The sequence below is a fragment of the Kingella sp. SNUBH-2017 genome (genome assembly GCF_028680565.1).
Taxonomy (GTDB): Bacteria; Pseudomonadota; Gammaproteobacteria; order Burkholderiales; family Neisseriaceae; genus Kingella_D; species Kingella_D pumchi.
In genome coordinates, this window is record NZ_JAPHVK010000004.1 from 1 (window position 1) to 12,918 (window position 12,918).

At 60.8% G+C, this 12,918-nt stretch carries 8 protein-coding genes and 2 pseudogenes; 4 read left to right on the forward strand and 6 right to left on the reverse strand.

Annotation, left to right across the window (positions count from 1 at the left end; all coding sequences use genetic code 11):
* The 3 genes from OP500_RS04390 to OP500_RS04400 all read right to left on the reverse strand — a co-directional run.
* A partial coding sequence (locus OP500_RS04390; RefSeq protein WP_274070301.1) for an ESPR domain-containing protein occupies positions 1-305 on the reverse strand: 305 nt, incomplete at its 3' end.
* A gap of 331 nt (positions 306-636) precedes the next feature.
* Positions 637-2,139, reverse strand: a complete 1,503-nt coding sequence (locus tag OP500_RS04395; RefSeq protein ID WP_274070302.1) for a helix-hairpin-helix domain-containing protein — start codon at positions 2,137-2,139, stop codon at positions 637-639.
* Positions 2,140-2,206: 67 nt separating this feature from the next.
* Entirely contained in the window at positions 2,207-3,190 is a 984-nt protein-coding gene (locus OP500_RS04400; RefSeq protein ID WP_274070303.1) for an RluA family pseudouridine synthase, read from the reverse strand.
* Between the two features lie 559 nt (positions 3,191-3,749).
* Here OP500_RS04400 and OP500_RS04405 point away from each other — a divergent pair.
* The 3 genes and pseudogenes from OP500_RS04405 to OP500_RS04415 all read left to right on the forward strand — a co-directional run.
* The gene (locus OP500_RS04405; RefSeq protein ID WP_274070304.1) at positions 3,750-6,551 is read left to right on the forward strand and encodes an Rne/Rng family ribonuclease; all 2,802 of its coding nucleotides are present in this window, start codon (positions 3,750-3,752) and stop codon (positions 6,549-6,551) included.
* 351 nt (positions 6,552-6,902) lie between these two features.
* Positions 6,903-8,972: an AAA family ATPase gene (locus tag OP500_RS04410; protein ID WP_274070305.1), complete on the forward strand. Its 2,070-nt coding sequence runs from the start codon at positions 6,903-6,905 to the stop codon at positions 8,970-8,972.
* 261 nt (positions 8,973-9,233) lie between these two features.
* Positions 9,234-9,383 (forward strand): annotated as a pseudogene (locus OP500_RS04415) (MFS transporter); the annotation flags it as partial.
* Here the strand turns inward: OP500_RS04415 and OP500_RS04420 are convergent.
* Together OP500_RS04420 and OP500_RS04425 are read right to left on the reverse strand one after the other, a co-directional pair.
* A pseudogene (locus tag OP500_RS04420) lies at positions 9,383-9,544 on the reverse strand (IS5/IS1182 family transposase); the annotation flags it as partial. The pseudogenes OP500_RS04415 and OP500_RS04420 overlap by 1 nt on opposite strands.
* Before the next feature lie 58 nt (positions 9,545-9,602).
* Positions 9,603-10,151: a MepB family protein gene (locus OP500_RS04425; protein WP_274070306.1), complete on the reverse strand. Its 549-nt coding sequence runs from the start codon at positions 10,149-10,151 to the stop codon at positions 9,603-9,605.
* A 128-nt stretch (positions 10,152-10,279) separates the two neighbouring features.
* Between OP500_RS04425 and OP500_RS04430 the strand changes: the two genes are divergently transcribed.
* Positions 10,280-11,554 carry an MFS transporter gene (locus tag OP500_RS04430; RefSeq protein ID WP_238745005.1) on the forward strand — a complete coding sequence of 425 codons (1,275 nt, stop codon included), beginning with the start codon at positions 10,280-10,282 and terminating at the stop codon, positions 11,552-11,554.
* Between the two features lie 296 nt (positions 11,555-11,850).
* On the opposite strand, the gene OP500_RS04435 is transcribed toward OP500_RS04430, so the two are convergent.
* Positions 11,851-12,468, reverse strand: a complete 618-nt coding sequence (locus tag OP500_RS04435; RefSeq protein ID WP_238745007.1) for a tetratricopeptide repeat protein — start codon at positions 12,466-12,468, stop codon at positions 11,851-11,853.
* Positions 12,469-12,918: the final 450 nt, after the last annotated feature.

Below are 12,918 nucleotides of genomic sequence, written 5' to 3' on the forward strand. Positions count from 1 at the left end.
GGCAGTCCGTTGCCGGTTTGCAGGATGACGGGCTGCTGGGATTTGGGGGCGGATTTGTCGGCTTGGATGTCGGCAGCGGCGGCGGGCACAATCAGGGCCGAACCGAAACCGAGCAGCAGGCTGAAAGCCAGCGTGCCCAAATGCAAACGGCAGCCTGAATGGGTTTTTAGACTGCCGTTACCGCCACCGGTTTCTCCGCCTGAGCGCTCGCCGGGGCTTTTGCCCTGCCCGACTGCGGTCTCGGCTACGGCCATCAGAATGCCGCGGCGGCGGTTGAAAACAATTTTATGGCAGTGTTTGTTCATAGCAGGGCTCCATGAATTAAAAAAGCAACTATATTGCTATTGCATGAAAGAATTACTTGGGTAAAAACAAGCAAAAAATGTGCCAAGGAAATGTGCCAAGGAGTGGACTAAAAAATCTCCTTAGACACTTTATTTTGGGGGCGGTTTGCAGATACCGGCTGGCTGTCGTGTTTTCTTTTACCTACGGTGCAGCACGCGTAGATCTGTAAACTGCCCCCAACTCTCGCCAATGTTGGTTTTGACAACATCGGCTACCTGTTGAAACCAAAAAAGCAGCCTGAAAAACCGTGCGCTCGGTTTTTCAGGCTGCTTTTACTGCGAAAACCCGTTTTCAGGCTGCTCCGGCCATCTGTACGGCAGCAAGGCGGCCGCCGGGATCGGACTGGAGCAGCAGTTGCGCGCCTTCGGTCAGCAGGACTTTTTCACCGGGCGGGACGGGGGTTTTGGCGACGGCGTCATACAGACCGTCGAGCCGTTCGTTTACCAGCCACCACTGCCCCTGATGCTCGACAAAATAAGCGACGCGGCGGGTATCTTCGGGTTTTAGCCGCTCGTTGGGGAAGATGTTGCGGTCGGCGTGCCAGGCAAACAGCGACTGGCCGCTATAGACCATAATGCGGTGCTGGTCGGGACGGTATTTGCCGTCGGGGTCTTGCGAATAGAGGTTCAGCACCGGCAGGCTGCCGCGGTGGGGCGTGCCGCAAAACGGGCATTTGGGCTGGACGCGGTTGTCAAAGGGATAGTATTTCTGGCCGCATTCGGCATTGGCGCAGGGCTGGAGCAGATCGACGGTTTTGACCAGCGCCTGCTCCCATTCGTCGGCGGACGGGCGCTCGGCGGGGCGGTGCAGGCCGTCGATAAAGGCGCGCTCGAACAGAGCGGCCAGATAGGGGCCGCAAACGGTATAGGGCACGGCAGCGGTGTCTTTCCACGGCAGTTCGTGCGGCTTGAGATGCTCGATGCGGATGCGGTTGGATGCATCGGCGGGGTGTTCGACAAACAGCGCGGCGGCGCCCATCATTAGTTCTTCATCGCGCTGGCTGTCGTCGGCATCGTGGACTTTGTCGCCGCGCAGCGGGTGGCGGTAGAGCAGATACATATAGATTAAAACGGCCAGCGCATGCAAATCGGTGCTGCGCGAGGGCAGCTTGCGGGCAGGGTCGTTTTTGTCGAGATGGGCGGTTTCGACGACTTCGGGGGCGATAAAGTCGGGCGTGCCGACGACGGTGGGCGGGTGTTTGCCGGGTACCACCAGGCCGTCGATGTCGATTAGGCTGGCCTGGCCGGTGGTAGGGTCGATCAGGCAGTTTTTGTAGCCCAAATCGCTGTGCGAAAGCCCGGCCATGTGCATGCGGCGCACAGCGCGAGCGAGCATAATGCAGACTTTCAGGTGCATCATCCAGTTGCCCAATTCGCGCGGGTCGAGGAATTTGCTGCGGTTGGCGGCGCTGGCGAACCATTTGCCGTCTTTTTCCTTGCCTTTGATGCCGAGCATATCGTTGTTGCGGCTGCCGTGTTCAAAGAAAAAGCACGGCCGGTAAAACGGCGCGACCACGCCCAGCCGCCCCTGCCATTCGACCACCGCCGTCGGCCAGCAGTAAAGGTTTTGCAGGTAGCTGCCGCCTTCCTGGCCGAAAATGCGCTCGCGGTAGGCGCCGGTAATCATTTCCAGCCGCTCGCGGGTGTCGGCATCGGCTTCGCGGCGGTAAAAGGCGACGACATAGCCGCCGTCGGGCGAGAAATAAACGTCTTTCATGCCGCCCTGCGCTTTGATTTCGTTGTAAAAGCGCACGGTCTGGCCGTTGCCGGCGGTAAGGGTAACGATTTCGGACATGGGTCTCTTTCAAAAAACGGCTTTCAGGCAGCCTGAAAAGCAGCCTGAAAAACAGAAACGGCAGCTTTCAGGCTGCTTTGAGCATTACCAGAAGATTCTGCAAATCATCCGGTAGCGGCGCTTCGAGCGTGAGCGGCTCGCCGCTTAAGGGGTGGCGCAGTTTCAGGCGAGCGGCGTGAAGGAACATGCGGCGCAGGCCGATTTTGGGCAGGCGGCGGTTGGCCTGGTAGTCGCCGTAGCGCTCGTCGCCGGCAATCGGGCAATGTTGCGACTGCATGTGCACGCGGATTTGGTGGGTGCGGCCGGTTTTCAGCGTGGCTTCAACCAAACTCAGCTGCGAGATGCCGATTTGGTGCAGCACGCTGCCGCCGTAGTGTTCGAGCAGCCTGAAAACGGTGTGGGCGCTTTGTCCGTCGGCCGAGACGCGCACCATTTTTTCGCCCTGCGCGCCGGTGTATTTGAGCAGCGGCTCGCGCACGTGGCGTTTTTCAGGCTGCCAGGCGCCGACGCCCAGCGCCAGATAGCTTTTTTCCGGCTCGCCGGCACGGATGGCTTCGTGCAGCTTCACCAGGGCGCTGCGTTTTTTGGCAATCATCAACAGGCCGCTGGTGTCTTTGTCGAGCCGGTGGACGAGTTCGAGATAGCGCGCTTGGGGGCGGGCGCGGCGGATTTGTTCGATCACGCCGAAGCTGACGCCGCTGCCGCCGTGCACGGCGACGCCGGCGGGTTTGTCAATTACCAACAGGGCGTCGTCTTCAAAAACAATCTCGAATTCGCGCGGCGGCGGGGCAGCCTGAAAACCGTTTTTCAGGCTGCCTGCGGGAGCGGCGGTGCGGATGGGGGGCAGACGGATGATGTCGTGTTCGGCGGTGCGCTGCTCGGGCTTGGCGCGTTTTTTGTTCACGCGCACTTCGCCGGCGCGGATGATGCGGTGGATGTGGCTTTTGGGTACGCCTTTTAGGATTTTGACCAGATAGTTGTCGAGCCGCTGGCCGGCTTCTTCGCTGCCGACGGTCAGATGACTGACCGAATCTTTGCTAATCGTAGGCATTTTCTCTATAATCGCTGGCTGTGCCCGCCGCAATCTGCTAATGAGCGGCGGCGCGCGGTTTTTCAGGCTGCCTTCCCGCCGAAAATGCATTGTCGAAAAGAGAAAATCCTGTTCGGACAAGCCGGAAAACCTTAATCGAAACGGCGGGCGGCAGTCTATTTTAATTGAAAACGGCACCCCGCAAAGCAATTCCTTCGTCCGGCACCACACAGCCTTGCCGGATGAAACCGTAATTAAGTTTAAACGGCAGCGGCCGCAAAACAGCGCGTCAGACGCGGCGCCGACACCGCCGCGCAGCCTGCATCCCCGCTGCCCATCCCAAATACAAGAAAGACGACGGCTGTCTCAGAATCTGTTGCCGCCCCGAATGCGGCCGGCAGACACAGTTTCTTATTTTCAGGCTGCCTGCCGGACCCATCCGGCACAGCCCCATTGCAAAATCGATCTTTATTTCTCTCTCTTGTTCCCCGGCTGCCGCGTGCAGCGCGGGGTATTACGTTTAAAAACTGATTACTGCGACATTCTTTCGGGCGCCGCACTCGCAAAAAGGTGCAAACCCATGAAACGCATGCTGTTTAACGCCCGCCATTCGGAAGAATTGCGCGTGGCCATCGTTGACGGCCAAACCCTGCTCGACCTGGACATTGAAACCCTGGGCAAAGAGCAGCGCAAAGGCAATATCTACAAGGGTGTCATCACCCGCATCGAACCCTCGCTGGAAGCCTGCTTCGTCGATTACGGTACCGACCGCCACGGCTTTCTGCCCTTCAAAGAAGTCTCCCGCGCCTATTTCCAAGACTACGAAGGCGGCAAAGCCCGCATCCAAGACGTGCTCAAAGAAGGCATGCAGGTCATCGTGCAGGTGGAAAAAGACGAACGCGGCAACAAAGGCGCGGCGCTCACCACCTTTATCTCGCTGGCCGGCCGCTATCTGGTGCTGATGCCCAACAACCCGCGCGGCGGCGGCGTCTCCCGCCGCATCGAAGGCGACGAGCGCGCCGAACTTAAAGCGGCGATGGCCGAACTCGAAGTGCCGCGCGGCATGAGCCTGATCGCCCGCACCGCCGGCATCGGCCGCAGCGTGGAAGAACTGCAGTGGGATTTCAACTACCTGCTGCAACTGTGGCAGGCCATCGAAGAAGCCGCCGCCGCCCACAGCAAGCCCTATCTGCTGTTTATGGAAAGCTCGCTGCTGATCCGCGCCATCCGCGACTACTACCGCCCCGACATCGGCGAAATCCTGGTCGACAACCGCGAAGTTTACGAGCAGGTATTCGAGTTTATGAGCTACGTGATGCCCGCCAATCTCGGCCGACTCAAGCTCTACGAAGACCACACCCCGCTGTTTTCCCGCCTGCAGATCGAGCAGCAGATCGAAACCGCCTTTTCCCGCTCGGTAAACCTTCCGGGCGGCGGCGCCATCGTCATCGACCACACCGAAGCGCTGGTTTCCATCGACGTCAATTCCGCCCGCGCCACCCGCGGCGCCGACATCGAAGAGACCGCCTTCAAAACCAATATGGAAGCCGCCGAAGAAGTCGCCCGCCAGATGCGCCTGCGCGATTTGGGCGGACTGGTGGTCATCGACTTCATCGACATGGAAGACCCCAAGCACCAGCGCGAAGTCGAAAACACCCTGCGCGACGCCCTGAAAAAAGACCGCGCCCGCGTGCAGATGGGCAAACTCTCCAAATTCGGCCTGCTCGAACTCTCCCGCCAGCGGCTCAAACCCGCGCTCGGCGAGTCCAGCCACGTCGCCTGCCCGCGCTGCGCCGGCACCGGCGTCATCCGCAGCATCGAATCCACCGCTCTGCACATTCTGCGCCTGATTCAGGACGCCGCCATGAAAGACAACACCGGCGAAGTGCACGTGCAGGTGCCGGTTGATGTCGCCACCTTCCTGCTCAACGAAAAGCGCGCCGAACTCTTCGGCATGGAAGAGCGGCTGGACGTTTCCGTTTTCCTGATTCCCAACACCGGCCTGGAAAACCCGCACTACGAAATCAGCCGCGTGCGCACCGACGACGTGGACGACGACGCCGAACCCAGCTACAAGCGTGTCAGCCAGCCTGAAAACGGCGACAGCGTGCCCTTTGCCGGCAAGAAAAGCGAAAAAGCCGCCCGCCCCGAACCCGCCGTCAAAGGCCTCAAACACGCCTCGCCGGCACCGGTGGCCAAGCCCTCGCTGCTGGGCAGCCTGAAAAACTGGCTGGGCAGCCTGTTCGGCGGCAGCGCCAAAGCAGACAAACCCGCCGCCAAAAGCGACAAACCGCAGGCCGCGCGCCAGCGTCCCAACCGCCACAGCAAACCACGCAGCGCCGAAAGCGAAAACCCCAAGCAAAAAGTTGAAAAAGCCGAAGCCAAAGGCGACGAGCGTGCCGACAACAAACGCGACACCGCCAAAGCCGACAGCCGCGACAACGCACGCAGCCAGCAGCCCAAAGCGCCGCGCCAAGAGCGCCAGCCCAAGGCCGAACGCCAAAACGAGCGCCAGCAGAACGAGCGTGCGCCCAAGGCCGACGCCCAAGCCGCGCCGCCGGCCGCCAAGCAGCCTGAAAATGCCGGAGCGGAAACCGCCGCTGCCGATAACGGCAAAACCGGCGGCAAGGAAGGCAAAAACCGCAACAAAAACCGCGGCGGCAAACAAAAACCGCTGGTAGTGCATCTGGGCGGCCAGGAAAACGCCGAAGCCCCGCGCCAGCGCAAAGAACGCAACGACAAGCGCCGCCACATTCCGTCGGCCGCCAAAGTCGAGCAGTATTTCGATGTCGCCGAAGCCGCGCTGCTGGTACAGCAGGCTGCCGCCCATGTGCTCGGCCTGACCCCGCCGCCGGCAACGCAGCCTGAAACGTCCGCCGCCGACAATGCCGCCAACGACGAAAACGTGTGGATTGCCGACAGCGCCGAGCGCGTGCAGCAGGCTGTAGCCGCGGTATTGGACGGCGACGCTGCCTTTCAGGCTGCCGCCGATAGCGAAAAGCAGCCTGAAAACGCAGGCAGCCCGAACGCGGCAAACGCCGATGCACCAACGCCCGCTGCCGCTTTAGAGCCTGCCGCAGCAAGCGTAAGCGCCGCAACCGCCGCCGTGCAAGCGCCGTCTGCCGCTGCCGCCGCGCCCGCTGCCAAAGCCGCCGCCGGCAGCAACGACAGCAGTTACGACCGCCAGAGCATTGCCCGTCTGGCTGCCACACTGGACTTGGGCGGCCTGCAGCTGGTCGAAACCCAGGTCGGCGCGCTGATTGCCGCTGCCGCCCGTCTCGAACCGCCGCCCGCTCCCCGTCTGCGCCGCAGCGATCTGCCGCCGGCCGCGCCGGTGGTGCCGCAGGGCGAAATGATACAGGTGGAAACGCTGGCAGCCTGAAAACGGCTGCCGGACAGCGGGCGGCGTGCCGCCCGCTTTGCATTTGCCGCCGCCGAAAAATCCAAAAGCAGCCTGAAAGCCGAAAACAGCCCGTTTGCCACGGATACGCGGGCAGCCTGAAAACCTAAAAGCAACCTGCTTGCAAGGGATGCGTAGGGTGCGCACCGCGCACCAAACGGCTGCCGACACGGTTAAAGGTGCGCGGTGCTCACCCTACAAAGGCAGCCTGAAAGCCCAAAGCAGCAGCCATAGGCCGGATTCCCGCATCCGGCCTTCCCGCTCAAACCCGCACACCGTTTTTCAGGCTACCTGCGCCGTCTCTTTCCCATTACCCTTTGCCGCGAGTGAAATATGAACACCACCACCCAAACCACCCCGCTCGACACCCTGATTGTGCATTGGGCGTGGGACATTCTTTATCCGCTCAACGGGCAGAAGCAGCTGGTCGGCCCGCACGGCTTCGAGCACGCCGGCACCGCCAAGCTGATCGGCGCGGAAGACTGGTTCGACGAAGAGCAGGACGAATTCGACCCAGTGGCCGCCCGCCGCCGCCTGAAAGAAAGCTACCGCCAATGGCAGGAAAACCACCGTTTTGAAGACGTGTGGCAGCAGGGCATCTCAGACACGCTGCGCGGCAATCTGGCGCAGTGGGAGCAGCGTTTCGGCTTTTCCGACACCGATTGCCGCGTGCTGGCTTTTTCCATTTTGCTGCACACCCGTGCCGATCTGGCGCGCGCCTGCACGCTGCTGGGCGAGATGAACGACTCCGCCGTTTGCGCCGCGCTCGCCGCGCTGCTGCGCCTGCCGGAAAGCGACATCGCCGATGCGCTGGCGCCGCGCGGCCGGCTGGCGTCCATCGGGCTGGTCAGTCTCGACCACGACGACGAGTTCTACCTGCGCAGCAAAATCGACCTGCTCTCCCACCGCTTTGCCGAACTGATGGTGTCGCTGCCGGTTACCCCCGCCGAAATTCTCAAGCAGCACATCCAAGTCGCGCCGCAAACCGAGCTGGCATTGGATGATTTTGCCCATCTGGGCGTGCTGGTGCCGGCGGCAAAAAACCATCTGGCGCACGCTTTCGAGCATCAGGCGCGCGGCTGCAACATCCTGATTCACGGCGTGGCCGGCACCGGCAAAACCGAGTTCACCCGCGCCCTGTCCAAAGCGCTGGACGTCGAACTCTACGAAATCTCGTGGACGGGCAACAACGACGACCGCCCCGCCGACCGCTTCGACCGCATGAACGCCCTGCGCATGGCGCAAAACATTCTCGCCGGCCAGCGCACCATGCTGATGTTCGACGAAATCGAAGACTTGTTTGACCGCGGCCAGAGCCATTTCAGTCTCAACAAAGCCTGGCTCAACCGCATGCTCGAAAACAACGCCGTGCCGATGGTGTGGGTGTGCAACAACGTTTCGCTGATGGACCCGTCCGCCGTGCGCCGCTTCGATATCGTCATCGAAATGAAAGCGCCGCCCGCCACCCGCCGCGCCGACATGATCGCCGGCTATGCCGAGTCTTTTTTGCCCAAGTCCAAAATCCGCAGCCTGGCCGAGCACGAAGCGCTGGTGCCGGCGCTGCTGAAAAAAGCCCACAAGGTTACCGAGCACGCCGCCGCCGGCTGGGACAAGGAACAAAAAGGCGAGCTGTTTCAAAAACTGCTGCACAACACCCTCAAAGCGCAGGGCAACATCCACGCCCTCGACAGCGGCGCCCGCCTGCCCGACCTTTACGACATCCGCTGGATCAACAGCCGCCAGGACGTCGATGCCCTCGGCGCCGGCATCGCCCGCGCCGGCCGCGGCACCCTGTGCCTGTACGGCCCGCCCGGCACCGGCAAAAGCGCCTACGCCGCCTGGCTGGCCGAGCAGTCCGGCCGCCGCATGATTTACAAGCGCGGCTCCGATCTGCTGTCCAAATACGTCGGCGAAACCGAAGCGCTGATCGCCCAAGCCTTCGACGAAGCCCGCAGCGAAGAAGCGGTGCTGCTGTTCGACGAAGTGGACGGCTTTTTGCAGGACCGCCGCTCGGCGCGGCAAAACTGGGAAGTGACCCAGGTAAACGAAATGCTCACCCAGATGGAAAACTACCCCGGCATTTTTGTCGCCACCACCAATCTGATGGCCAATCTCGACCAAGCCGCGCTGCGCCGCTTCGATTTCAAAATCGAGTTTTCCCACCTGCGCCACGACCAAGCCTGGCAGCTCTTTGAAGCCCACTGCGCCGCGCTGGGGCTGGACTGCCCCGACAGCCTGAAAGCCGAGCTGTCGCGCATCCGCCAGCTCGCCCCGGGCGATTTTGCCACCGCCGCCCGCCAGGCGCGCATCATTCCCTTTGCCGATGCCGCCGCGCTGCTCGAAGCTATCCGCCGCGAATGCAGCCTGAAAGAAGGCAGCCAGAGCGCGATGGGCTTTGTGTAAGCCTTGCGCCCTTACCGTTGGCCAACCCGATAGCAAATATTTTCAGGCTGCCCGATTCCGTATCAGGCAGCCTGAAAATCCAATCCCGCCACATTTTGCGGCAGCAAACCACACCCGAAAGCAGCCTGAAACCGCATCGGCGCCTTTCAGGCTGCCTGCCCCTTGCCGTATCGCCAAGCAGCCTGAAAACCGTTTTCAGGCTGCTTGGGTTGCGCAATGTTAGAATCCGCCCCTTTATCCACCTCAGCCCAACCCTTTCCCATGCACACAGCCCAAAACGATTCCCCTGCCGAACACGAATACCACGCCGACCACCCCGACTTCCCCGCCAAAACCATCGTTGCCACATTATTTATCGGCGCGTTTTTCGGTTATCTCAACGACACGCTGCTCAATGTCGCGCTCACGCCGAAGGAGCAGCCAGTGCGTTGCAGGTAGAGAATGGCACGAGACATCGTACAAGTCCACCTGGCGTGGCGCGGTGCTATACGTTTACGGGCACTTTCCAGCAGGGGAAGGAGAGGCGCAAATTGCTCGCGACTGATATCGCTTGGGTAGGTTTTTCTGTTCATACCGATAGTTTACAGCAGAGGCTGAGATAATGAACACGTTCTCAGGCTGCCTTTCGGCTTAAAGCAGCTTGGCTAATTGTGCCAGCCCTTGAGCCGTATCCGTAAGTTCCACAAAGTGGGCGCATTGCCAAATTTTGGCCCGCTTGGCCTGTGCCGCCGACGGCATCACCCAAGGGGCGTAAACCCGAAACGCGCGTTTTCCCCCTATGGATTCTTCAGAAAAAATATCTTTTTCGGTCAGCAGCCTACATGGGAAAACGAACACGCCGAAGCGCGGATGTTCGTCTGCCAAGACAATCACCTTATCAATGCCGTCGTCGCGGTCAAACGGCGCGATTTCGCCGGACATTGCCGGGCGTTTCCAAAGCACGACAAATTGGCCGATTTTTTTGGGCGTGTGTTTGGCCTGACGAAACAAACAGGTTTGTCCGTCCATTTCAAAACGAACCGCGCCGTATTCGGCACTTTCTTTTTCCCGTTCGATGTTCGCAGTGGTTTTTCCCAAAGGCTTTAAGAATTGTTCCTGAAACAGGTTGAACGAATCGGGCAGGCTGCCCTGCGATGGGTCGGCATACCAAGATGCGCCCGTTGGGTTGTTCGGTGTCATATTCATCTCTTTGAAAATTAGGGGATTGGGCAGCCTGAAAAGGGGGATGGGCTACCTGAAAAGCGCGTGCGTTCCGCGCCCATCCTGCCTGTGCCGGCTGCGCTTGCTGAAAGCGATGGGGGCGATTTATGCGCGACTTCGGCGTGAACAAAACCACGGTGCAGTGGCTGACCACCGGTTTTTTGCTGGTGATGGGTGCGTTTACGCCGATTACGGCGGGGGTGATCCAATGGCTGGACACGCGCCGCATGGTGCTTTTGACGCAGGCGGTGTTTTTAACCGGCTCGCTGGTATGCGCCTTTGCGCGGACTTTCGGCGTACTGGTGGCCGGGCGGATGGTGCAGGCGGTGTCGGCGGCGTTTTTCGTGCCGCTGTTGTTTAACGGTATTTTGTCGATTTACCCGCCCGAGCGGCGCGGCACGGCGATGGGCATGATTACCATGATGTTCACCGCCGCGCCGGCGATGGGACCGACGCTCTCGGGCATCATCATCGACCACACCCATTGGCGCGTGCTGTTTGGCTTTACCGCGCCGTTTATGCTGGCGGCGATGGCGCTGGTGGCGAAGTTTTTAACGGTGAACCTGAGCCGGATTACCCGCCCGAAAATCGACGCGCTCTCGGCGGTATTGTCGATAACGGGCTTCGGCGCGCTGGTGTACGCCAGCAGCAATTTCGCCGCGCTGCCGTGGGAGCGTTTTGTGCTGCTTTCTGCCGCTTCGCTGGTGCTGATTGCCTGGTTTGCCCGCCGCCAGTTTCATCTGGCCACGCCGCTGTTGAACCTGCGCGCTTTCGGCTATGCGCAGTTTCGTTACAGCGTGGTGATACTGGCGGGCGCGGTGTTTTTGTTTTTGGGGCTGGAACTGATGATGCCGATGTACACCCAGCAGGTGCTGCTGCTCACCGGCACCGCCACCGGCCTGATTCTGCTGCCCGCCAGCATCGCGCAGGCCGCCGCCGCGCCGCTGTTTGGCCGTCTGCTCGACAAAAAAGGCGGGCGTTTTGTCGTATTGCCCGCCACCGTGATGATGGTGGTGTCGCTCTCGGTGATGTGGCTGTTTTTGCGGCTCGACACGCAAACCGCCGTGCTCTCGGCGATGTTTGCCCTGATGGCGGTGTCCGTGTCCGGCTGCGTTACCGGCGAAACTCTCGGCCTGAACGCCCTGCCCAAGCAGCTCAACCCGCACGGCGCGGCGATTATGACCACCATCAACCCGATTGCGGGCGCGGTGGGCGCAGCGTTTTTCGTCGGCGCCACCAATATTGGCGAACAGCTCTCATCCGCCGCCACGCCGCAGGCCAAAATGCTCGACGGCATCCACCTGGCCATGGGCTGCGCCCTGGCCGTAGCGGCGACACTGGTGTTTTTCGCCGCGAAACTGCGCTCGCATAAGGCAGCCTGAAACATATCAGCCAGCGCATCCCCTCTCCCGCTTGCGGGGGAGGGCTAGGGTGGGGCGGTTGCCGCTGGGGAAATTTTTACGGGACAACGGCAGCGGTAAACGCAGTTTTGCAAACTGCCACCCCCTCCCCAACCCTACCCCGCGCTGGGGCGCAGGGGAGGGAGCAAGGCGCGCAACGGTTTCAGGCAGCCTGAAAGCCCCAAAGCAGCCTGAAAGCCCCAAAAAGGCCGTCTGAAAAGCAAAAAGACTTTTCAGACGGCCTTTGCACGGCACGGACGGCGTGTGCGGGCGGCCTATTATTTTTCAGGCTGCTTGGCCGCTGCGGCATTCAGGCGGTCCAACGCGGCCTGCGCTTGGGCTTTGATGCTATTATCGTCCGTCGCTTCCATGGCTTTTTGATACCACTCGGCGGCAGCGGCGCGGTCGGGCGCGGTGCCCCTGCCCTGCTCATAGATCCGTCCGATGGCCAGTTTGGCCAGGGCAGCGGTTTCGTCGCCGTGCCGGCTGGCGGCGCGGTACCAGCGCATGGCCCGAACGGGGTCGGGCGCGGTGCCGGCGCCGTTGTCGTAGCAGGCGGCAAGCCAGAATTCGGAGGCCGTGTCGCCTTGTTCGGCGGCGGCTTTAAAGTGAATAAAGGCTTGCTCGTGGTTTTTCTGCGCGTAGTTGCTGAGATAAATGCGGCCGAGATAGCCTTCGGCCCGTGCATCCCCCAGCGCGGCAGCCTGCTGAAACAACGGCAGCGCGGCGGGGTAGTTGTTGCCCCGATAGTGGTTAAGGCCTTGTTTGAACAGGGCGTGGGACTGCTCGCGCCGACTGCTAGTTTGCGCCTTGGCAGACGCATCTTGCGGCGCACTATCAGGTGCGGCGCAGGCGACAAGCAGGGCGGCAAGGGCGATGGACGGAATACGGGTCATGGCAATCTTTCGTGATGGGTTTGGCAAAGGGCGGATTGTACGGGGAAACGGGTAACGGGCGCACCGTACCGCCGCATGCTTTTCAGGCTGCCTGTACTGTCCGGCAGGCAGGGGCGATTCCCCTAATATCTCAAAATATCGAGACTATGTATTCCAAACCATAAATTTCTAGTTTTCATTCTATGATTTCGCATAAAGCGAAAATCTGCTTTCAGGCAGCCTGAAAATATCTTATTTATTTTTTCAAAAACTTAAAACCATTCTTCCGCACTCAATCCGCACCTGGCACTCGGATTCCTATATGCCAGGCACGGCAGGCAAATGCCGGTGGGATTACATTGATAATCTCCGGGTCGCGGGTTCGAGTCCCGCCCTTGCGCCACGGCGCGAAGGTGGCTCAGCCGCTTAGAGCAAGAGCCAATCCCACCAAACATTGCTGCCTTGCCGTCT